The organism is Planctomycetaceae bacterium (assembly GCA_021371795.1).
GTDB lineage: Bacteria > Planctomycetota > Phycisphaerae > Sedimentisphaerales > UBA12454 > UBA12454.
This window is the reverse complement of record JAJFVK010000014.1, coordinates 1-22,304: the sequence shown is the minus strand read 5'-3', so window position 1 is coordinate 22,304 and position 22,304 is coordinate 1. Positions and strand designations below refer to the sequence as shown.

The 22,304-nt window shown below is 44.5% G+C and carries 27 protein-coding genes; 4 read left to right on the top strand and 23 right to left on the bottom strand.

The window, feature by feature from the left end; translation table 11 throughout:
• Positions 1-26: 26 nt before the first annotated feature.
• The 7 genes from rpsR to LLF92_07345 all read right to left on the bottom strand — a co-directional run bounded on the left by rpsR (position 27) and on the right by LLF92_07345 (position 4,790).
• Positions 27-260, bottom strand: a complete 234-nt coding sequence (gene rpsR / locus LLF92_07375) for a 30S ribosomal protein S18 (GenBank protein ID MCE5340933.1) — start codon at positions 258-260, stop codon at positions 27-29.
• 85 nt (positions 261-345) lie between these two features.
• Positions 346-786, bottom strand: coding sequence for a single-stranded DNA-binding protein (gene ssb, locus LLF92_07370; GenBank protein ID MCE5340932.1), 441 nt, complete (start codon positions 784-786; stop codon positions 346-348).
• Positions 787-828: 42 nt separating this feature from the next.
• The gene (rpsF, locus tag LLF92_07365) at positions 829-1,275 is read right to left on the bottom strand and encodes a 30S ribosomal protein S6 (protein MCE5340931.1); all 447 of its coding nucleotides are present in this window, start codon (positions 1,273-1,275) and stop codon (positions 829-831) included.
• 17 nt (positions 1,276-1,292) lie between these two features.
• Positions 1,293-1,874 carry an aminoacyl-tRNA hydrolase gene (gene pth, locus LLF92_07360; GenBank protein ID MCE5340930.1) on the bottom strand — a complete coding sequence of 194 codons (582 nt, stop codon included), beginning with the start codon at positions 1,872-1,874 and terminating at the stop codon, positions 1,293-1,295.
• A gap of 24 nt (positions 1,875-1,898) precedes the next feature.
• On the bottom strand, positions 1,899-2,567 hold the full coding sequence (locus tag LLF92_07355) for a 50S ribosomal protein L25 (GenBank protein MCE5340929.1): 669 nt from the start codon (positions 2,565-2,567) through the stop codon (positions 1,899-1,901).
• 45 nt (positions 2,568-2,612) lie between these two features.
• On the bottom strand, positions 2,613-3,557 hold the full coding sequence (locus LLF92_07350; protein ID MCE5340928.1) for a ribose-phosphate pyrophosphokinase: 945 nt from the start codon (positions 3,555-3,557) through the stop codon (positions 2,613-2,615).
• A 15-nt stretch (positions 3,558-3,572) separates the two neighbouring features.
• Entirely contained in the window at positions 3,573-4,790 is a 1,218-nt protein-coding gene (locus LLF92_07345; protein ID MCE5340927.1) for an NTP transferase domain-containing protein, read from the bottom strand.
• Positions 4,791-5,515: 725 nt separating this feature from the next.
• Between LLF92_07345 and LLF92_07340 the strand changes: the two genes are divergently transcribed.
• Entirely contained in the window at positions 5,516-5,926 is a 411-nt protein-coding gene (locus LLF92_07340; GenBank protein MCE5340926.1) for a hypothetical protein, read from the top strand.
• Between the two features lie 10 nt (positions 5,927-5,936).
• A complete protein-coding gene (locus LLF92_07335; GenBank protein MCE5340925.1) occupies positions 5,937-6,773 on the top strand; it encodes a YkgJ family cysteine cluster protein in 837 nt (278 codons plus the stop codon).
• Positions 6,774-6,776: 3 nt separating this feature from the next.
• Here the strand turns inward: LLF92_07335 and LLF92_07330 are convergent, their stop codons facing one another.
• Positions 6,777-6,977, bottom strand: coding sequence for a hypothetical protein (locus tag LLF92_07330; GenBank protein ID MCE5340924.1), 201 nt, complete (start codon positions 6,975-6,977; stop codon positions 6,777-6,779).
• A 248-nt stretch (positions 6,978-7,225) separates the two neighbouring features.
• Between LLF92_07330 and LLF92_07325 the strand changes: the two genes are divergently transcribed.
• Positions 7,226-7,492, top strand: coding sequence for a hypothetical protein (locus LLF92_07325; GenBank protein MCE5340923.1), 267 nt, complete (start codon positions 7,226-7,228; stop codon positions 7,490-7,492).
• Positions 7,493-7,706: 214 nt separating this feature from the next.
• Positions 7,707-7,940: a hypothetical protein gene (locus LLF92_07320; GenBank protein ID MCE5340922.1), complete on the top strand. Its 234-nt coding sequence runs from the start codon at positions 7,707-7,709 to the stop codon at positions 7,938-7,940.
• A gap of 31 nt (positions 7,941-7,971) precedes the next feature.
• Here LLF92_07320 and LLF92_07315 read toward each other — a convergent pair whose 3' ends face one another.
• The 15 genes from LLF92_07315 to LLF92_07245 form a co-directional block, all read right to left on the bottom strand.
• Positions 7,972-8,238 (bottom strand): hypothetical protein, encoded by a 267-nt coding sequence (locus tag LLF92_07315; GenBank protein MCE5340921.1) that lies wholly within the window; start codon positions 8,236-8,238, stop codon positions 7,972-7,974.
• 240 nt (positions 8,239-8,478) lie between these two features.
• Positions 8,479-9,108: a hypothetical protein gene (locus LLF92_07310; GenBank protein MCE5340920.1), complete on the bottom strand. Its 630-nt coding sequence runs from the start codon at positions 9,106-9,108 to the stop codon at positions 8,479-8,481.
• Entirely contained in the window at positions 9,095-9,673 is a 579-nt protein-coding gene (locus LLF92_07305) for a hypothetical protein (GenBank protein ID MCE5340919.1), read from the bottom strand. Before LLF92_07305 ends, LLF92_07310 begins: the two co-directional genes overlap by 14 nt.
• Before the next feature lie 4 nt (positions 9,674-9,677).
• On the bottom strand, positions 9,678-9,908 hold the full coding sequence (locus LLF92_07300) for a hypothetical protein (GenBank protein ID MCE5340918.1): 231 nt from the start codon (positions 9,906-9,908) through the stop codon (positions 9,678-9,680).
• A gap of 87 nt (positions 9,909-9,995) precedes the next feature.
• Positions 9,996-10,211 (bottom strand): hypothetical protein, encoded by a 216-nt coding sequence (locus LLF92_07295; GenBank protein ID MCE5340917.1) that lies wholly within the window; start codon positions 10,209-10,211, stop codon positions 9,996-9,998.
• Positions 10,204-11,004 (bottom strand): FliA/WhiG family RNA polymerase sigma factor, encoded by an 801-nt coding sequence (locus LLF92_07290; GenBank protein MCE5340916.1) that lies wholly within the window; start codon positions 11,002-11,004, stop codon positions 10,204-10,206. Before LLF92_07290 ends, LLF92_07295 begins: the two co-directional genes overlap by 8 nt.
• Entirely contained in the window at positions 11,001-11,237 is a 237-nt protein-coding gene (locus LLF92_07285; GenBank protein MCE5340915.1) for a hypothetical protein, read from the bottom strand. Before LLF92_07285 ends, LLF92_07290 begins: the two co-directional genes overlap by 4 nt.
• Positions 11,238-11,366: 129 nt before the next feature.
• The gene (flhA, locus tag LLF92_07280; protein ID MCE5340914.1) at positions 11,367-13,505 is read right to left on the bottom strand and encodes a flagellar biosynthesis protein FlhA; all 2,139 of its coding nucleotides are present in this window, start codon (positions 13,503-13,505) and stop codon (positions 11,367-11,369) included.
• 20 nt (positions 13,506-13,525) lie between these two features.
• Positions 13,526-13,915, bottom strand: coding sequence for a FliM/FliN family flagellar motor switch protein (locus LLF92_07275; protein ID MCE5340913.1), 390 nt, complete (start codon positions 13,913-13,915; stop codon positions 13,526-13,528).
• A gap of 24 nt (positions 13,916-13,939) precedes the next feature.
• Entirely contained in the window at positions 13,940-14,890 is a 951-nt protein-coding gene (locus tag LLF92_07270) for a FliM/FliN family flagellar motor C-terminal domain-containing protein (protein MCE5340912.1), read from the bottom strand.
• Positions 14,887-15,576: a flagellar basal body-associated FliL family protein gene (locus tag LLF92_07265; GenBank protein ID MCE5340911.1), complete on the bottom strand. Its 690-nt coding sequence runs from the start codon at positions 15,574-15,576 to the stop codon at positions 14,887-14,889. Before LLF92_07265 ends, LLF92_07270 begins: the two co-directional genes overlap by 4 nt.
• Before the next feature lie 25 nt (positions 15,577-15,601).
• Positions 15,602-16,990, bottom strand: coding sequence for a sigma-54 dependent transcriptional regulator (locus LLF92_07260; GenBank protein MCE5340910.1), 1,389 nt, complete (start codon positions 16,988-16,990; stop codon positions 15,602-15,604).
• Between the two features lie 5 nt (positions 16,991-16,995).
• Positions 16,996-17,787, bottom strand: a complete 792-nt coding sequence (locus tag LLF92_07255; protein ID MCE5340909.1) for a tetratricopeptide repeat protein — start codon at positions 17,785-17,787, stop codon at positions 16,996-16,998.
• On the bottom strand, positions 17,778-20,363 hold the full coding sequence (locus LLF92_07250; GenBank protein MCE5340908.1) for a tetratricopeptide repeat protein: 2,586 nt from the start codon (positions 20,361-20,363) through the stop codon (positions 17,778-17,780). The genes LLF92_07255 and LLF92_07250 overlap by 10 nt, the downstream gene beginning before the upstream one ends.
• A gap of 182 nt (positions 20,364-20,545) precedes the next feature.
• Positions 20,546-21,949, bottom strand: a complete 1,404-nt coding sequence (locus tag LLF92_07245) for a sigma-54 dependent transcriptional regulator (protein MCE5340907.1) — start codon at positions 21,947-21,949, stop codon at positions 20,546-20,548.
• Between the last annotated feature and the right edge of the window lie 355 nt (positions 21,950-22,304).

The window sequence follows — 22,304 nt, the reverse complement described above, 5'->3', positions numbered from 1 at the left end:
GTTCGCGGCAGTATTCGATTTCTAAATTAACTTGTGAACGGAAGCAAACCCATAAATCTTGAGCGTTTAATCGCAAGTTTTACTTTCCTCTGGCAGCTTGCGCAGTTACCGCTGCGTTTGCGTGAGAAAATCTTGCCGCGATGCGTAAGCAGTTTGCCTAAAACATCCGTATCTTTATAATCGACATACTCTGTTTTCGCACGGCAAAATCTGCACTGATTCTGCTGTGTAACATTTTCTCGCCGTTTTCTTTTTTTCATTTTATCCGGCTTCTTTTTAAAATTTTGGCCTTTCACTTAAGGACTCCTAAAAATAATATTTTATATTTAAATTTTATATTTTAAATCAAAACGGTATATCATCTCCGCCGCCGCTCGGGGTCTGGTCCATTGGCGCATCGTTTGCGGGAATCTGGGACTCGCCGCCGACAACGCCCTGGCCGCCCTGACCACCCGGTGCAGAAGATATGAACTGGAAACTTTCTACTGTAACACGGTGCCTGCTGTGTTTTTGTCCGTCCTTGCCAGTCCAGCTATCGAAAGTCAATCGGCCTTCAACCATAAGCGGTTTGCCTTTTTTGCAGTACTTGTTTATCGTTTCAGCGGGTTTGCCGAACGTTCTGCAATCTACAAAGCAAACTTCTTCTTTTTTTTGCCCGTCCTGGCCTGTCCAGGTTCTATTTATAGCCAGGCCGAAATCAACGACCGCCGTCTGATTTGGCAGATAAGACAACTGCGGGTCGCGTGTCAGATTGCCCAGCAGAATAACCTTATTGAAATTCGCCATAAAACATCCTTTCGAAATTTATCACGCAACGTGATAAGCCGGTTATTCCTTAACGTCAACACTCGGAGCGTCTTCATCACTTTCAACAACTGCTGCTGCTATTGCCTCTGCAACCGGAGATACTGGTTTTGCTATGCCTTTTTCAGCAAGCGTTGCCGGTGTATCCTTATCCATATCAGCCTGTGTAATATGGTCGCCGCGAAGAGTCATCGAACGCATAATTCTTTCTGAAAGTCTGATGTCGTGTTCCATATCAGCGAGTTTGTTGCTGTTGGCGTTGAAGTAAACGAGAATATAAACGCCTCTTTTCTTGCCCAAAATCGGATAGGCAAGCGGCCTGTCGTCCCATTTACGCATACTAATAATCTCGGCCTCGCTGCGATCGAGAATTTTCTTTATGTGATCATTTATGCCCTGCCAGTCCGACGCAGCTTCGCCGGCATCAACGAGAAACAGTGTCTCGTACAATCTTTTGGTTACGGTTTCCAATGTAAACTCCTTAAAAATTAAACAATATTATTTTTCTTATTAAACTTAGTCATTGCCGCATCAATACCTTTGTGCGCCCAGAAAATCGCAGCTTCAACAGCCTGCGAAGCAGCCTGATTTATCAGTTCCTGCTCTTCTTTGCCGGGCCGCGAAAGAACATAATCTCTTCCGATTGTCGGCCCTTTGTCGCCGATACCGACTCGAAGCCGTGCGAAATCAACTGTGCTCAACTTTTCAATAATATCAGCAAGGCCGTTATGTCCGCCGGCCGAACCGGAGGCTCTTAACCGTATCAATCCCGGCTCGAGCGCCATATCGTCGGTGATTACAAGAATCTGCAATGGCTGCAATTTGTAAAAACCGGTCGCGGTCGCGACTGCCTGCCCGCTGTTATTCATATACTTGAGCGGCTTTAACAATATTAACTTTTTATCTTCAAGAGCCGTCTGGCCGAACGCGGCGCCGAATTTATCCTGTCGTACATCAGCTCCCAGTTTATCCGCCAGTCTGTCTATTATTTCAAATCCTATGTTATGACGAGTTCCTTCGTATTCCTTACCGGGATTTCCAAGTCCTGCTATTAATCGAATTTCGTCCATTGGAAACTTTCCGGCTCGTCAACACTATTTCTTGGCACCAGCGGCCTCTTCGCCTTCTTCGCCTTCCTTAGGCTTACGTTCAGTAATAACTTCAGGAACTGCAGGCTCAAGAGTAGCGTCTTCGGCTGACGGTTCAGCGATTTCAACAGGTTCCTTGCATGCGACAAGCAGCAGTTCAGGATCCGTAACGAGTTTCATACCTGCCGGTACAACAATATCTTTGACAAACATAAAGTCGCCAATCTTCAATGCCTTAATCGATACGTCGATTGATTCCGGAATTGCTGTTACCAGACATTCGACTTCAATCTTATCCAGATGTTCTTCAAGAACGCCGCCCTCTGTTGTGCCAACTGCGGTGCCTTTCAGGACAAGCGGAACTTCGACCGTTACCTTTTCGCTCAAATCAACGCGGACGAAATCAACGTGAATCATTCTTTTGCCCAGGTGGTCGTACTGAATTTCCTTGAGCAGGAATTTTTCAGGCTTACCGTCAACTTCGACGTCCATAAGTCTTTTTCCCTTGTGAAGAACCTCGACAAAATCGTGCTCACTAAGAGTTACCGACTGCGGGTCCTGTTTGTGGCCGTAAATAATCGCAGGGATACTGCCCTGCTCGCGCAATTTGGCATTGCTTTTTTTGCCACGTTCTTTTCTTGTTTGTGCCTTTAAAACCAGCTCTTGCTTCGACATACTTTTTTACCTCAAATTAATTATATAATCTTATATTGTTTTTTTCTATAATCTAAACATTGCACTAATTGATTCATTACTGTATATACGTTTTATCGCTTCTCCGAGGATGTTAGACACCGTTAGGACCTTAATATTCGGCAGCGCCGCCGCTTCAGCCTTGAGCGGTATAGTGTCGGTAACGATGATTTCATCGATTGGAGCTTTTTTAATTTTTTCAACGGCACTATCAGAAAAAACGCCGTGCGTTGCACCAACATAAATTTTATTGGCGCCCTGTTCCTTGACAAGTTTTGCTGCGCTGCACACCGTGCCCGCCGTAGAAATCATATCATCGCACATCAGAACATCTCTGCCTTTTACCGTTCCGATGATTGCTCCGCACTGTACTTCCTTGCTGCTTAATCTGCGTTTGTGAATAATCGCAAGCTCGCCGTTCAAATGCTCGACGTATCTTGCCGCGCGTTTTATATTGCCTACATCAGGTGAAACAACTGTCAAATCTTTAAATTTTTTCGTATTGAAATATTTTGTCAGCACAGGCTCTGCGAACAGATGATCCATAGGAATATCAAAAAATCCCTGAAGCTGGGCGGCGTGTAAATCCATCGCCAATACTCTGTCAGCACCTGCCGTCGTAATCAAATTCGAAATAAGTTTTGCCGTAATAGGCGTTCTGCCTTCGTCTTTTCTGTCCTGACGTGCGTAACCGAAATACGGAATAACCGCAGTAACCCGCATTGCGCTTGCACGCTTGAGACAATCGAGAAAAATCAAAAGCTCAATAATATTTTCATCAACGGGTTCGCAGCCAGATTGAACGACAAAGCAGTCTTTGCCGCGAACATCGTCTTCACATTTGATAATTTTTTCGCCATCCGGAAATTTTTCTATATGAGCACAACCGACCGGTATTCCAAGATACTCGCAAATCTTCTTTGTAAGTTCCGGATTACTCGAACCGCTGAATACTTTTATTTTATTTTTCATTTCTATGTAAATCCCTTACTTTTTCTCTTGTAAACTATCCGAAGTAACTGCTGAAGCCGGTGCAATCTGAATATTAGCCGGAATATTAACCGGTGCTACAATAACTGAACCGCAGCCGACAAAAACATTATCGCCGATTTCAGTTTTCTGAATTTTCTGACCGTCAAAATTCGCCGTAATCGCGCCCGCTCCGATATCGACATTTTTGCCCAGCACCGCGTCACCGATATAACTGTGATGTCTTGCCCGAACGCCGTCGGAAAGCGTCGAATTTTTCACTTCCGTGAAAACGCCGAGAATCACATCGCTGCCGAGTACCGTACCTTCGCGAACATAAGCGAAAGGCCCTACCCTGCAATTATTCCCGATTTTGACTTTTCCGTGAATATATGTAAACGGTTCAATAACCGTATCCAGTCCGATTTGTGCGCGGGCGTCAATCCAGGTATTCGGCGGGTCAACAATTGTAACGCCGCTCTTGACGAATTTGTCCTGAATTCTAAGCTGCATAATTCTGCCGACTTCGCTAAGCTGCTGCCTGCTGTTGACGCCGATTGCGTCTTCCGGCGAAACCGCCGTAACAGCTACAACTCTATGACCGGCCTTAATAACCAGATGAAGTGCGTCTGTCAGATAGTATTCATTCTTTTTGTTGTTGGGTGTAATCTTGCTCAACGCTTCGAACAAAATTTTATTCTTAAAGCAGTAATAGCTTGGGTTGACTTCTTTTATCAGTTTTTGCTGATGATTGCAGTCGGCTTCTTCAACAATACCCTGAATATTGCCGTAACCATCGCGAATGATTCTGCCGTAACTTCTCGTATCTTCGAGTATCGCCGTCGCCAGCGTCGCCGCGGCCGCTTCGTGGTCGTGTTTTTCGACCAGCGTTTTGACTATTTCAGGCCGAATCAATGGCATATCGCCGCAAAGAATCAGCGTATCGCCATCAAAATCGGCAAGATGCTCTTTGCAGCAAAGCACCGCGTGTCCGGTACCTTTTTGTTCTTTTTGCTCGACCCAGACGATATTTTTATCATCGTGGAAGTAATTTATGACCTGCTCTTTGCCATAGCCGACAATAATATAGAGTTTTTTAACACCGGCTTCTCGACAGGCATCAATCACATAAGCCAGCATCGGCCTGCCGCAAACTTCGTGCAGAACCTTCGGAAGCTTTGTGTTCATCCTGCTGCTCATACCTGCAGCCAATATTATCGCTACTTTTTCAGACATTTTACCTCAATTTTTAAGTTTTAACTAAAAACTCAAAACTAAAAACTCTCAAACTGACAATCAGTTTGAGACTATACTACCCGGCATGGACTCGAACCATGAATGGAGGTATCAAAAACCTCTGTGTTACCGATTACACCACCGGGTAATTAATATTGAATATTTAAGATTTAAGATTGAAAAATTAAAAAAACGCAAACAGACAAAATGAATCTTCAATATTCAATCGACAATTTTCAATCGTTATAGCTTTCACGGTGTCCAATAAAGGTTATCGGACTGGTTGGGCTTATCGTCCAAGGCTTGAGCCTGCCATGCCGTGATGCTGCGGCCCATACTGCGCCCCTTTATACGAAAGCTTGCGAGCAATATACAATGGGTTCATCGGCAATGCAAGTAAAATTCCTGCAATAAAAATGCCTTTTTCAGTATTGAAAACGCCTTTTTAGTTAAAGGTGTCCGGGGGATTGTAATGATGGCAGTGCTAACCCCCGAAAATCGCATAGCAAGGGAAAGTATCATTTCTAATTTTTAAAAAAAAATTACATAAAACACCATAATTTACCACGCAAATCTTTAATACAAAAAAACTTACAGCAAAAAACATCAATCAGGTACTTCCCGAAAAATCAGGTACTTTCCGTAATTATATCGCAGGTCAGATAATACGATAAGAGAGTAGCAGTATATTGGTGTTTTCTATTAAAAGATATGCGAGGTCTTAAATGACAAAAAACAAAATTCTGTTCTCTCTTGGAATCGCAGCGGCGGTCTGCGCGACGGTCATTGCCGTTACTAACTCTACGCACGAAAGGCACGACAGCCGGTATGAAATCGAAAACGAAATCTCCCTGCCGGAATACAAAAGCAACCTCGACAAAATGATTGACGCTTATGAACGTATGGTTGACAAACTTCTTTACGCAACATCAAGCGGAACCAAATTCAACTCCGATGCCAACGCGATATATAAAAAACTTTCTGAAATAGATAACAAACTCACGGTAATAACCGCTAAACTTGAGAACATAGAAAAAACTCTGGGTATAAAACAGGATGAGCAACTGACTAAAACAGTCAACGAGGCCAACGATACAAACAGCGATTCGAACAACACTGCAATACCATCAAATTGAAAGACAAATAATGGCTGACAATGAAAATTTAGCAGTAATGGAAAGTAGTCCTGAAGTATTGGACAATCTTCCGGGAAGGGTTATCGACTTCAGCTTCGAAGCGGCCGAACAAAAAATGTCCTTCGCTATAAACATAATGAATGAAGAAGCAACGCTTGCGGATATCGTGATGCCGGCAAGAAAAATGTCGAGCAAAATCGCAATAGCACATCGCGAAATGATTGCGAGAAAAGGACAAATCATACCATGCAAAAAAGGCTGCTGCGCGTGCTGCAGCTCACTTATACCGATGTCTGTGCCGGAAGTATTTCGAATGAGAGAAGAATTCCTCGAAATGCCTGGGCAAAAATGCAATAAACTTCTGCGCGACTGTATTTACTCGGCAGAAAAAATACTCAAAAAAACAGAAAATAAAGAATGTCTTAACACTTTCGCAGAAGAAGGCAGACATGGAGTAAGCCAAATAAATAAATGGTACGGAGAACTCGGGCTGGTATGCCCGTTTTTATCGAAGAGCGGATTGTGTAAAATATATGCGGAAAGACCGCTTGCCTGCCGTGAGCATATCGTAATCGGGGCGTCAGATTCGTGTCAGAAAAAAAATATGTGCAGACCAAATGTCGAGGCAATGGACGTCAGCGTACTCGAATCGCTGGGACAGTTGGCAAGCGAACTTGAAGGCACAGAAGTCGAAGCGGTAATGCTGCCGTTCTCTCTTGCGTGGGCACAGGATAACCTTGCGCGGGCGGAACACAAATGGCCTGCAGAAAAAATGGTAAGACGCTTCGCGGAAATTTTGCAGGAAAAATCAGAGAAAAGCTCCCTGCAAGACATTCTGCAAAAATAATTATCAGCCGAAAATTTTACCGTCCTGGTCCACATAGACCACGCCAGCCGCGGTTTCTATTACTTTGACGGCTTTTGAGATTTCCTCGAGTTTTGGAACCTTAAAAAGCAGACCGCACTTGCTGCAAGTAGTCCTCCTGTCGGCGGCAACCGAATCCAAGAGCCAACCTGTTTTACATTTCGGGCATTTAGCAATAATTTGCATCGAAAATCAAATCCCTATTTTTCTGCAATCGGCTAAAGTGTTACAAAAAATTACAAATCTAATCCATTAATTTTAAACCTTTAAATCACAAGGACAAGCGGAAAATGCCTGTTTTTTGATTAAAAAATGGGTTCTGCCCACTCAAAACCGCGTTAAAATAGGGAAAAAGGGCAATTTTGCTTGATTTTAACGCCAAAATTGGTTATTATAAGAACATCTTAATCGGGGCTGTAAAAAGGAAACAGGAAATGGAAGAGCCAAAAATTGAAGACAAATTAAATGAACTGCTGAAAGAATTCGACGCAGTCGCCGGGCCAGAAGAACAAAAACTTGCCAGCCTGGCAAGGCAAGCAAGCGATAACTGCAAAAAACTCCGCAAAAGTATGGACAGCCTCCAAGAATCCCTCGATTATCTGCGACTCTGCATAAAATATCAACTTTTCGACCTCGAAGCGACCAGACGTGAAAATAAACACTTGAGAAATCTGCTCGAAAAGAAAAAAGAAGAAGAATAACTAAATAGTCAGTATTCAGTAGAAAGTAGTAGTGGAATCCGCTTATGGCGGATATTTTTTTATTTTCGCTTCGGCATAAATCACTTTCCCGGAACAAGAAAAATTTTAGGCCAAGTTCCTATAAAAACACTTCGCAGAACACGTAGAGCCGGACTAACAAACAAATACGCACGAGTCAATTGAAATTTTTACTCAAATCTGTTAATATGCGTAAATGAAAAAAAGAATTCCATGCAAAATAATCAGTTCAGTGCCAATCGACTCGCAAGAGACGGCGATTCAGTCGATAGGTCAAGCCCGTGAATATGTTTATGGGAACGATGAATTACACGCCGCGGACTTCTGGAACAGACAAACCCACAGAGTATCAAACAGTAATGCTTTTGGAATTTGTGCGGAAAATCTAAACACGATACCAACAGGCCAAATCATCAATTATCTGGCTTAAACTCCATCGCCGCACCGGCGACGGCTAAACACTACACACCAAACTTTGCAATATTTTGTGCTGCTGCGCGAATGTTTTCGGGCGTATCAAGCTGACCGGACATAATCAGTTTGCGGGCTTCCTCGACAGCATTTGTGTCCTGCGAGGGAAGCTGACCAGCCTGCTCGATAATTTCCTGATGTGTAATTTGCAGTGAAGCATCTTCCAGATTATTGGCCTTTGGGGCAGAAGGTCCGCTTTGTTTTAAAATGTCTTTCATGACATCCGGGACCTGACTATTGTCTATTTTTTCAATCATTTTTGTAAACCTTTTGCGTAATACTTTAGTTATTCATATTTTCGCAAAATTCCTTCAAAACTTTATACCATTTTTTAAAAAAATAACAAATTTTTTAAAGTAAATATTATCACAGGCCGATAACCAGACGTCCCAAAATACCAACTGGTATTATTACTCGCACGTTGTAAGATTTGCAACTTCGCTGCCCGCTTCGCTTTAACCGCAGAGGAAAGCACAAGAAATTTTAAAATCGTATTATTACCTGTTAGGCTTAACTGTTTTTGAAACTTCGTAAGTTACAAATTCGATAAATCTTAACGAACTTACCGTGCCCAATCCAACTTCAAGCGAATCCGTTCCGGGCAAAAGCGAAGTTTTATAATAATCCCTAACTCTGCTCTGCGTACTCTTATCGGCGGCGTCCCAAATCTGTTCCAGTGCCCATAACAACTGACCGTCTGATAAATCAATAAGCTCCAGACGAAGCCCTATAACCAAATGCGGAAACGGCTCATATCTTGTAACCGTACCTCTTAACACAGCGTCAGCCTTCAAAGATTTGTGCATCGCCGACAACTGCTCAAGCGTGTAATCATCAAATCTTCCCAACTGTAAATTCTGCCATCGCTGGTCGCTGTGCCGAATCGATGTAATTCCAAAAACCTGTATCTTCTGCATCGCGCCGTAAAGCGCATCAGTAACATCTGAAGAGACTTTCGGATACGCCGATTCATTAGCCAACTCCAGCAGCACAATCCTGCCGAGGTCCCTCAAATCCTTATTCGGAGACAAAAAATAATACGCGGTATCGGGATTGTACTTTTTTGAACCGATACAGCCGGCTAAAAAAAACGGCACTAATAAAACAAGAAATTTACTCTTTTTCATTTGAACCACCCTGCATATTGTTTTCAGCATCGGCATTTAGACCCTGCGAAGACACAGGAGGAGAGTTGACTTCGCCGCCAAGTGTTTCGAGTATTTTTAGCAGGGTTTCCAACTGCACTTTGTCGGCCTCTCGCATTTCATCACGAAAACCAATCGTGTCTGCCTTCCAGTTGTTCAGCTCAATCCTCATATCAACAACAAGTTTATTCGCCTCTTCCAATTCCTTCTTTGTCTGTTTTAGTTCCGGTTCCAGAATTGCAAGCCGTTCTTTGAGCCTGCCGTTCTGCTCTGTTAATTCGAGATTCTGCTGCTGTGAGGCGGAGTACTTTTCGGACAGTTTGGCGTGCTCCTGCGCAAGCCTTAATGCCGAGTCAATCGTTGTGCCGCCTTCAGAAGACGAGGCAGGCTGGAATCTTTTTGATACCGATTCGTTTCGCTCGGCAGCTTTAAGTTTTGCTTCTTCTGCAATCCGCTCACTACGCTGGCAGCCTGCAAATAGAAACATCGCAAAAGATATAATTAAGACTTTTATGATTTTGCCGTTTTTCATTTTTATATTCTCCATTGTTCTATCCTTTTGCGGATTCGTATTCACATCTGATTTGCGTTTTCGTGCCGCAACTGCATATAACCTCAATCACTGCGTATTGAGGATTATTTTCCAAAATTCTGGCCTGTACCGCGGCCGGCAGTGCCGTCCCGCCGTGCGCTGCGCCCGGCCTGGACATCCCACTGTCAAGACTAAAAGTACCTTCCAATTTTACGTTATTGCCCTTTATAATTCGAGCGGAATTTTCCATCTTTAATCCTGTATAAATCATCGTTAGCCGGGCAGATACTGGGTCTACCCCTACACAGCAAACACGCCTGTTTTTTTCAAATCAGAATCAGGCACAATAATCAATCCAATGCTCACCTTTGTTATGATTGCTTTTTTCAACTTCCGAATCATCCAAATCGTCAGAAATCTTCGGTTCTGTGTGCTGCTGCGTTTGGCCGTTGTTTTGGCGTTTTCGCTTGTCATTGATGTCTTTGTCTTTGGCAGATTTAATACTCATAACATTCTGACCATCAATCGGCTTAATTAAACTATCATCAACCATCTCTCAATTTCCTCATCTTAATTGACAAATTAAATAAAGCGCTTGCGTGCAGTTGGCTGACACGCGGTTCTGTAATATTAAAAACCTCCGCTATCTGCTTCATTGTCAAATCCTTGTTGTAGTAAAGTATGATAATCTGTCGTTGTCTTTCACTAAGCTGCTGGATAGCTTCGGTTAATTTTTCGACAAGCTCACTCTGCTCAAGCTGATCAGAAGGCGACATCTCGCCGGAAGCAATCAAAGAAGAACCCAGCGAAGCAAAATTATCCGAAACGGAATCTATCGAAACAAAATTCCTGGTACGTGCATTCTCGTAAGTCTGGTAAAGTTTATCCACGGTAATATTCAATTTATCGGCAAGCTCTTCATCCGAGGGCGCTTTGCCGGTCTGGTTGGTCATCTCAAGGGTCATTTGCGCGGTTTCCTTTATCTGCTTTTCAGCGTTCGGCGAAAGCAGTGAAAAATTCCGCAACTCGTCAAGAACCGCGCCTCTAATCCTGATATACGCATACGTTTTAAATTCAGCCTGCAATGAAGAATCGTAATCTCGCGCAGCCTTAATCAGGCCGACGGCTCCGGCTGAGACAAGGTCGTCATACGACAACGGCGGCTTAATGTAGGTAACTACCCGCTGGACAATCTTGTGAACCATCGGCAGAAACTGAACTATCAAATCACTGCCAATGGCATCCTTCTTATGGCCATTGTATGCCCGCCGCGCACGCTTTTTCAGGTGCTCGTTCGTTTCTTCAACGGGCAGATCTGTACAGATATTTTCAGTTTCTACTGTCATTTAACCTGTTCCTTAGGCTGCTGTTTCATCTGGCTGTCTATCAATGCCTCTGTCAAAATAATATTTACCACCTTCATAGCAATTGATACGGCAACGTACACAAAAAAAGCAGCAACAATGGCTCTTTTACAACAAGTCAACTGTGAAAGGCCGCTAAACCATCCAACAATCGCAATACCAAAAAAACCAAGAACAGAAAAACCTATGGCAATCGGCCTGTCATTTAACAGCATAAATTCAATCCTTTCAAATCAACGATGTCATATCTAAGTGAACACTTGAGATTGCTTCGTCGTCCCAATTCGCTTACGCTCAATGAGACTTCTGGCAATAACAACATGTAAAGATTCAATAAAATCATATTACGCTGACGCTCCTACAAGTTCCTGTTTTGTATTATTCGTTTTCATGGTCTGCAGAAGCGTTATTGTCTGTAAAGGTTCTATATCGGTACCAATCGCGATTTCATTATACGCGATAACCGGCAACTGCGGCAGCGAACGCGCAAACATCGCGGCCAACGGCATACGCAGTCTCGAATCGCAAAGCAAAATTGCCTTCTCAACGCCCTTGTCCATAACGGTCTTCCACGCATTGGCGACAGAACTATTTATCGCCATCGTCGTTTCACTGGGCAGGCCAAGCGTAAGAGCGTCGTTTTCCTGACGTAAACTCGATGCCATCTGATGCTCAAGTGCAGGGTCAAGAGTTATGGCCTGAATCTTGCCATTCCTGTCTTTATGCTGCTCGGTAATCGTACGTGATAAATGCTTGCGAATGATTTCCGTAAGAATTTCAGGATTTTTGGTTTTGGCGGCACATTCGCCGAGCGCTTCAAGTATCAGCGGCAGTTCGCGAATCGGAATTCCATTTCTTAAAAGATTTTTCAGCACACGCTGAAGAGTTCCAATCGGCATAAGCTCACCAACGATATCGCCGACAAGTGAAGGCTGCGTCTTTCGCAATCTGTCAACAAGCTGCTGAACATCCTCACGAGTCAATAACTCGTCAGCATGCTTTTTGAGCGTTTCAGATAAATGCGTTATAAAGACCGATTCAGGGTCTATAACTGTATAGCCGTTAAGCTCGGCCCTTTCTTTCGTAGCCTCGTTAATCCATATAGCGGGCAAACCATACACGGGTTCTGTGGTCGGTATGCCATCAATCTTCATTTTCGCGGCGCCGGAATCCATCGCCAAAAACATATTCGGCTCAAGCCGGCCTGACGCAATAGTATGATCCAAAAGCCTGATTTCATACGCGTTGGAGTCTATGTTGATATTGTCGCGAAGACGGACAAGCGGTATTACAATGCCGAGCTGCTGCGCAAATTTTCTGCGAAGAGCACCGATGCGGTCAAATATCGCGCTGTCTTTACGCGGGTCAACAAGACTGATAAGTCTTACGCCGACCTGTACTGAAATTCTGTCGACATCGAGCATTTCCTCAATCGGCTGCTGCTGTTTGGCGGATTTGTTTTTTTGCGGCTGCTCTTCTGCTTTTTTGCCTTCGCCTTTTTCCCTTTTTGCAATAACTCGCCCCATAATTCCCGAACCTGCCGCCAAAATCAAAAACGGCAGAGCAGGCAGACCGGGCACAAAACCAATCGCGGCAATAACAAAAGCCGCTATCGTTAAAGGCTGCGAAGTTCTGAAAAGCTGCTTTGATAAATCCTGGCCGACACTTTTACTGGATGAAATTTTCGTAACCAGAAAGCCTGAACTAATCGAAATAATCATCGAAGGAATCTGACAGACAAGACCGTCACCAATCGACAGGATGCAATATGCTTTCACGGCGGCTCCGACCTGCATACCTCGCGAATAACCAATCGCGATACCGCCGATGATATTAATAACCGTAATGATAATCGTCGCGATGGCATCGCCGCGGATGAATTTGCTGGCACCGTCCATCGCTCCGTAAAATTCGCTCTCCTTTATAATCTTGGCCCTTCGCTCATTTGCCTGCGATTCGGTAATCGCGCCGGCATTCAAATCGGCGTCAATGGCCATCTGCTTGCCGGGCATAGCATCCAACGTAAATCTGGCGGACACTTCACTGATACGCTCGGCACCTTTTGTAACCACGACAAACTGAATGATGAACATAATCAGGAAAATTACCATACCGACAACAAAACTGCCGCCGGCGACGAACTGACCGAAAGTTTCAATAATTCTGCCGGCATCGCCCTGCAGCAAAATCAGTCTGGTGGACGCGACACTCAACGAAAGTCTGAACAGCGTAACAAAAAGCAGTAATGACGGGAACGTCGATAAGTCGAGCGCTTCCCTTGAAAACATCGTGATAATTAAAATGGCAACTGAAAGCGATAAACTGCACGCAAGCAGCATATCCAGCAAAGGCGTGGGCATCCGCACAAGCAAAGTCGCAAGAATCGCAACAATGCCAAGGGACAGAATAATATTGCTCCGAGAATGCGAAGAAGCGTCTTCCAGCGGAAGAGGTGTCGAAACAGATTTATTCATCTTAGCCATTTAAACTTATTCTCCAGAGCTTATTTCTTAACGGCAGGCTGCGGTGCGGCGACAGTGCCGATAACTTCCTTTATTCTAATCGCGAACTGGTCATCGACGACAACAATATTGCCGATTGCGAATTTCGTATCCTTCAAATACAACTCGGCAGGCTCTTCTATCGATTTGTTGAGTTTCAAAACCGAACCTGTGCCAAGCTGAAGAAATCTCTGTATCGGAACTTCGACTTTTCCAAGAACGACAGAAACCGGCACTTCCATATCCAGCAAAATATCAATGCTCGAACCCGGGCCTGCAACTTTGCCTTCGACCGCCTGCGGAAAGTCAACAGATTGTACCTGTGTTTTGGAATCGTCCTGCGGTGTCTGGTTTTGCTGCTCAACATTCTCTGCTACGGCTGCTTCTGCCATTTTTTTATCCTTACAATGTTCAAACTATTTTTTATTATTATATAATTCCGTAATTACTACCGCGTAATTATCATCAGCTCTTGCCGGCCTTGCGCGGAAGATAACTTTGTTATCGTAAAGCACCTCGACCGGTTCTGTGAGTTTTTTATCCAGCAAAATCGTGTCGTCAGGCTCAAGAGCCATCAACTGCTGCAGATTTACCTTCGCGCCGGCGAAACGAATCGTCATCGACACGGGAATATTATGAAGATGCGTTATCAACGCTTTTGTGACATTCTGCGGAGAAATATTTTCAGCTTTCGACTGGCCGGCAATCGCGGTCAGCTTGTCTGATAAAAACAGGAAAAACGCCTCGACCGGCTGCTCGGCATCGACTTTTCTTATGTTCAGTCCAACTTTGCATACGTCCCGAATGTTATCCACCTCAAGAGGAATTTTTGGTGAAACTTCGCCGACAGCCGTCATTTCAGTATCAGCATACGCATCTGAAACGGCCTTAATCGATGAGGACGCAACATCAAACAACAGCGACAATTCCAACTGCGACAATTCTTTTTCTGCGGCAGGTTCTGCTTTGCTTTCACCCAGAAGCTGCGAAGCCCAAAGATTGGCGGTCTGCGAAGGCATAACGAATAGGCCGGCAGGCTGGTCTTTGGCGGCGAAAGAAAGATAATATTTTACACTACCGCCTGGCTGCATAAAATCGCCGGCAGTGTGCTGACTGACGGAAGTAACCGCGACATCGAATTTGTAAAAGAAAATTTTCTGAAAACTGGCGGCAATATTGCCCGCGGCCTTTGCGGCAAACGCCTCAACATTTTTTACCTGCTCATTACTGAAATATTTCGACGCACGCCAGTTGTGATCTTTGGCGTCAGGATTCAGGTCGGCAGGATCGGACGCTCTTTTGCCGACAGCAGCAAGAAGCTGCTGAATTTTTTCTTTTGTCAGATTGTTATCCGCGGCGGAAATCATTGTATGTTAAATTCCCTGATAAGAATTTTTTTGATTTTAGGTTTTTCATCTGGAAAGAGAATTTCATTGAACGCATCGCAAATCTGCACCAGCATCCTCTTCATATCCCTGTCGTTCTGCATCTGGTTTAGAGTAAGACTCTTAAAATAAAGATTGAGCCAGTTAATCAGCAGCGGTTTTTTTGCGTTAATAAGCTCTTCAGCTTCTTCGGAAGCAAAATCACCTCCGAATTCGAGATTCAGACCTACGCGGACATATCGCGTGGCGCCAGGCTCATCGGGATTGACAACTACAGATTCCAGTCCGCTGAAATACCACGTATCGGTCGGCGAGAGTACCGGGGCTGCGGGCTTTTCTTCTTCCTTTGCACCATGGCCGCCATGACCGCCTTTTTTCTCTTCCTTCTTTACTTCTTTCTTTTCTTCTTTTTTTACTTCAGGTTTATTTACTTCTTCCTGTACGGCATTCGGGTCTGCACCGCCTGCGAATATGCGGCCGAGGAAAAAACCGCTGCCGGCAAGCACAAGCACGACAACCACCATAATCACATAAGTAAGCATACCTGTTTTAGCCGCAGTCTTGGGCTGTGCTTCTTTTACATCCTTATTTTCAGTTTTAGGAGCCTCGGCTTTTGGAGCGTCCTTCTGTTCTGCATTAGGAGCCGGTTTTTTGTCAGCTTCTGCCATTACTAATACCCTTAATCAAAAAAAATTATGATACCAATTGCAACTCATCGTTTTTACTATAACTGCGAATTTTGCTTCTTAATGTTCTGTCGCTAATGCCTAAAATTTTTGCGGCCTTTGTCTGGTTGCCGCCGGTGTTGTCGAGCGTTTCCAAAATCGCCTGCTTTTCAACCTGCTCAAGAGGCATACCTGTCAATTCGGACAGCGACGCAACTTCCTGCTGTCGAGGCTGAATTTCTTCGAAGAGCCACGAAACATCTGCTAACGATAATTTCGGGCCGGAGCCGAGAATCAGCGAAGTCATCACGACATTTCGCAACTGACGAATATTCCCCGGCCAATGATATTTCGCGAAAAGATTCATCATCGAAGAATCAAGGCTCGTTATTTTTCGCTGCGACTGCGGAGCGTGAAGATTTACAAAGTGCCAAACCAGGTCTGGCAAATCATCAGCACGATCCCGCAGAGGCGGAATAACTAATTTCACGCCGCAAAGACGATAATAAAGATCCTGCCGAAATCTGCCGTTGGCAATTTCCGAAAGCAAATCCCTGTTGGAAGTGCTGATAACGCGAACATCAACTTTAACGCTGTCGTTTCCGCCGACACGTTCAAAATCCTGCTGTTCGAGAACGCGAAGCAGTTTGGCCTGAAAATTTATCGGCGTTTCGGTAATTTCATCGAGCAGTAAAGTTCCGCCGTGCGCCATTTCAAATCTGCCTTTGCGCTGCGCATAAGCCCCGGTAAACGCGCCTTTTTCATGACCGAAAAGTTCGCTTTCAAGAAGCGAATCGTTCAGCGCGGCACAATTTACCCTAATATAAGGCCCGGCAGCCCGTTTGCTGAAACGATGAATGAGAAACGAAATCAGTTCCTTGCCTGTGCCGCTCTCTCCGCCAATCAAAACCGGTGCGGATGTCGGCGCAACTTTTCTGGACAAATTAACAATGTTCAGCAGCTTTTCACTCCTGCCGATTATCGTCGAAAGATTGTCCCTGTCGTCATAATCTGCGATGGCGACTTTATTGTTCGGCAGTACACTGTCGAGCAGATTTTCAATGCGTGATTTATCCAAAGGCTTAATCAGACAATCACAGCAGCCTGCGTTTGTTACGGCGGCAACTATGTCGAGCAACTGCTGGTTATTTTGCGGCTGATTTTGCGAATCACAAATCGTAATCAGCGGCATTTGCGGCCAGGTCGTTCTAATATCTCGAATGATACGGAAATCATCCTGCGGATGACTAACACGAACAACATTGAACACAAGATCGTAACTGTCGCGGACAAGAAAATCGGCAACTGCTTTGCCACAGCCGGCAACGGTTGCGCGAATTCCTCTGCGAGCTAAAATCTCCAGCACAACCCGCGTTGAGTCCTTGTCGCTGTCAACAACTAATACGTTCTTGTTCATAAGTCTCATTTAGCCTTCTTTAACAGTGCGTCCGGCTTCTGCTGAAGGTACCATTCGATAAGATTGCTTTTTGCACCGGCGGCCTGTGCCCAGGTAGAATCAGAATACTCGGCTATCAGACGTTTATACATCTTCACGGCTGTTTGAGGTTCTATTTTCTGAAGACAGTTTCCGGCCTGGAACAAAATCCATGCCTTGTCTTTGTACATAACGTCGTTAATTTCGTTTGAATCTTCGAGTGCCTGCTGATAAAACACCGCGGCGTCTTTGAGCCGGCCGCAATTGTATAAAATGTCTGCAAGTTCAAGCGGATTTTTCACGCTCTGCGGCTGCTGAATACTCTGTTCAATCATTCGCGAAGTCTGCTCTGTGATGTTCATGTTTTTTTGACTATCCTGCGAGACTGAAGCATCGGGAATAATTGTCTTTGGAAAGTCTTTGGCCTCTTTGTCCTGTTTGGCGGCATTTTCAGCGACGGCTATGTCGGACGATACGGCCGCATCGCGATCGGCCTGCTCTTTAGATTTGAATTGAACAGAATTAATCCGGTCAATTACTTGTTTGAGCTGACTCCGCAAATCCGAAGAACCATCCATCTTCGTAAGAAGATTTGCCTGCGCTATACTAAGAAAATCAAGCGGAACCATATTCATATCAACAACGGTCTGGAAGTTCGCGTCCAAAACGTCTAAAGGCTCAAACTCCTCGGCGGCAGAAACCGAAACAAAAAATGCCAGACATATTGTCAAAATGCCTATGCAACCCGAAATTTCAAATTTTATATTTTTTATTTCCATTGTCCCAAAAGCGCCAAAGCAGCGCTGTCATAATTTTTATTTTGTTTATACGCGGCGGCTAAAATCTCAAGCGCCTTTTGTTTTACTCCCGCTTCAGGCTCCAACTCCAGAAGCTGACGGCAAACAGATATGGCCTGTGAACCATTGCCAAGCTCAAGACAAATATTCGCAAGACTAATCGAGGCGTCGTATAGCAGCGGCCCTGCTTTTGCCAGCACAACGACTTCGCTTAACAGTTTGCCGGCGGTGTTTAAATCGCCCTTCTGCCGGTAAGACTGACTCAACTCAAAATAAATCTGCGATCTCAACTGCTTGTCATAAGTATATTCGACCCTGTCGCCGAAAATCGTAAGCGCCCTGTCGATAAGCCCCATAGCGCGAAGCATTTTGCTTTTCAATATTAATACCTGAACAGATTCGTCCTGCGTCAGCGAAGTCATATCGATACTGCCCAGCAGATTCAGCGCCTGCACATAACTGCCATTCTTCATATAGGCGTCAACCAGCGAGGGAATAACATCGATGTATTCTTCTTTCTGTAAATACTGCGACGCACCCTGCATAGCGTAATTCATCGCCTCACAGGCAAAATCTATTTTATCGAGAGCCAAATAAGTTCTGGCCAGGTAAAGATAAGCCTGATACAAATCCCTGCTCGGCGTGTTCGGCACAGCGGCGAGGTATTTAGTCAGCCACTTTTCGGCATCTTCATAATCCTGTACCATATACGAACTTTTGCCGGCACCAAACGCGGCGGAAACCTGAACATCAGGAGTCAGAGCCGAATTATAAACCTTCTTGTAAATCCTGGCAGACTCTTCTTTCAAGTCGGCTTTAAACGCCGTGTCGGCATAGTATAAAGACGCATCAACAGAAACTTGAGAATCCGGGAACTGCTCGGTCAACTGCCGTAAATCCTCATACGCGCCATGATAATCCTTCAAATTACATCTGATATTTGCCAGATTGACCAGAGCGTACGGAGCCAGCGGTGAACGTGCGAAACGATTTGCTACCAGTTTATACTCTGATATCGATTCAGTATAAAGATTCGCAGGTACGTACAGCAGACCCAATGCAAAATGCACACTTGCCTGACGTTCGTCTTCGGGGAACATCAAAACGAACTCACGCCATTGCGAAACCGCCTGACTGCTCAATCTTGTCAGATGCTCCGACAGCAGCGAATACGATGACGGATTATAAATGTTAATCAATCCGTTGTCACTCGTATCAGCAAGCAAACCGGCACAACCTGCGGCAACGGTCGCAAACTGACGAGTCTGTGCCGAACGCAGATATAAATAAACAAGCTGCCTGCGAATACCCGAATCGTCTAAATTCAAATCCCATTTCGAATTGATTTGTGTAGAAAATGAAAATTTGCCAACCAGCTCTTCTATCGAAGCGCCGTCGCAAACAATATTATATAAGTCAAAGCCGCCCTGATTATCGAATTTCTGAACTTGCGGGCCGAGAGCGGCAGGCAAAAGCTTGTTAGTGCCGGAATTCAACAAATCATAAATTTTGCTTTCGTCAAGATTAAGGAAAATTTCATCGGCGGCACTATAAGCAGGCCATAACTCTGCGGGCTGCTGACCGTAAGTATCACAAAGTCTCACAACCTCTTTTGTCATCGCCTGGGCGGCAAGAAAATAACAATTCCTTCTAAATGAATAAGCCCAGTCCTTGTCGAAATCGACGGCGTCAATCAAGGCAATCGCCTGATACGCCTTTGTTCTGGCACTAAGATAATCATTTCTGTGCATCTCAAGCAAACCGCAATGATAACCTGCCATAACTCTAACAACCGGCGAACGACTGTATAATAACCTTCTGAAATCTATGGCGGCCTGATTGTATTGGCCGATTCGCTCGGCACATAAAGCCATTTGCAACTGCAGAAAATCTTTCATCAGGTCGTCTTTGCTGACAGAAGGATTTTCATATAATTTCGTATAAACTTCCAGTGCCTGTGGATATTCTTCTTTCAGGTATAATTGCTGTGCCGATTGCAAAGTTGCGGGCTGGGACGGCTCAACTGCAATGACTTCTTCGACCTGTGGTTCGACTTGTTCGACAACCGGTTCGACTGTCTCGGCAGTTGGTTGAACTGCTTGAGACTGCTGCGCTTTGTGCCAGGGACTGCGAATAGCGAAAGGACTGAAAAACTCAAAAATCAACACTGCCACGATAATTAAAACACCGGCAGCAAGCGATATTTCCAGTGGGGAAAAACTACTGTATGTAAGTGATATGGGTACCGGCCGTGATGACTTAGCCTTTGCGGATGACTTAACAGACGCTGAAACAGCAGGTATAACATGAACCGCAGCTTCAAGTTCTTCATACGTCGAATCATCGCCGGCAAAAATGTCCTTCGATGTCAATTCCTCGTGTACAGTACCGGCAAAAAGCTCTTCGTCCGCTGGGATATGGACACTGTTATCCGCCTGTGGAGCCTGACGCGGCTGTCTTTGAGCCTTATTCGTCCTGGCAAGACGGAGTTCTTTGAGCCTTTCGTGCCAATGCTGGCCCAATTCTCCTATGTCGGTTTTTTGATTTAATTCTGTCATACGTATAACTTTTAAAAAGTTCCAATGTGTCCTGCTTCAATGCGCATTGGCAGAACACATATCCAACGTTCTTGCAAGAATTGTGCCAAAGCGGAAATTAAGACTTTTTAAAGGGAAAAAGCGGTTTTTTTGACTAAAAATCAGATTTTGGTAAAGAAAAAGAGTTGAAAATTGAACGGCTGTTAGGATTTCATACATTCTGCCGGCAACTGATTGGAAACATTATCATTGTCATCACCGACAACTTCAATACTGTGCTGCCGGACCTTGGCGTATAAAGTTGCCCTGCTTATGCCAAGCAAATCTGCGGCTTTGGTCTTTTGCCAACGCGTTTCCTGCAAAGCTCTTGCAATCAATTGCTTTTCAGCTTTGTCCAATGAGAAATCCCTGATGGTTTCGGCCTGCAGAGTGTCTGAACACTCCTCAAATCTTGAAGTGTCCAGCACTATACTGTCAAGGCCGATTTTGTCGGTGTTTTCGAGCAAAATCGCCCTTTCAATAACGTTCTTTAGCTGACGAATATTTCCCGCCCAATCGTGTTGTTGTAACGATTCAATAGCAATTTTGGTAATAGATTTGATTTTTCCGGCCTTTTGGAGGCAAATCTGCGAAGTTTTAAGGAAATACTCGGCCAAAAGCCCAATATCTTCTCTGCGGCTTGGTGAACACAGCGGCGCAAGGGTAATGGGGCAAACATCCAATCGATAGTAAAGGTCTGCCCTAAATCGTTTGGCCTGCACTTCAAGGGAAAGGTTGCGATTGCTCGATGCCATTATCGTGGCTTTGCACTGTATCTCTTCTGTGCCGCCGACTTTACGGAAAGTCTTCTCCTGAATAACCCGCAGGAGTTTAGCCTGTAAATCGAGAGGCATTTCGCTGATTTCATCGAGAAATATCGAACCGCCGGCAGCTAATTCAATCAGACCTGTCTTTTCACGGTCCGCACTTGTGAACGAACCTTTGACGTGGCCGAACAGCTCGCTTTCGAGCAAATTGGCCGTCATAGCGGCACAGTTAACAGCGACGAACGGCTGACCCGAACAGCGAAGATTATGCACTGCACGAGCGGCAACTTCTTTGCCTGTGCCGGTCTGACCAATAATCAAAACCGGATTGCACTGACTTGCGGCGACAAGCTTAATCATCTTTAGCGAATGCAGCGCCGCTTTGCTTTTGCCGACCATCGCAACCGATGCGGCAAGTTCATCAGCAAAAAAAACATCCACATCGCCGACAGATGCGCCATTAATCTTGTTCACTATCTCGTTGAGCTTGTGATATTCCTTTTCGCCCTGCAAATAATAATTTGCGCCAGCGTCAAGAAACGCCTGCGAAGAATTGCCGGACACATCATTGCCAACGTAAACAATACAGGAATTCGATTTCTTATTCAGAACGCCGATAATTTTTCTCACATCGACAACGTCAAACTGGCTACTAAAAATGATTAATTCAGGATTCGCCCTTTTTACAATGTCCAGTGCTTCGTTAATGTCTTCTGCGGAAAAAACCTCACGGCCAAATTGACCAGCCAACTGCAGTAGTTGTGAATCTTTGCCGACTGTGATGACATTATTTAACATCATTGATGTATATCCAGTTTTTTTTAATTTTACATCCCACCAAAAAAAATTTCACCAAAATGATAATATGTCATTAATCGGTAAACACTTAGCTCGTACTTTAATAAAATTATCGGACGAGCCAATAATATCCTTAAAAATTTTTAAAAATAATCGATTTTATATGAACAAGAGAGTTATCGGACGCATTATAAGATTTAGAATTTAATATTTAAAATCACTACTGTCCCATTGACAGATATAAAAAAAGTTATAAGTGTCTTTAATAAAGTATGTTATAAAGACAATTTAATGGAATCGATTTGAAATCGCTTTTGAACATAACTGCGTAACTGCGTTTGCAAGCTAAAAACGGCGA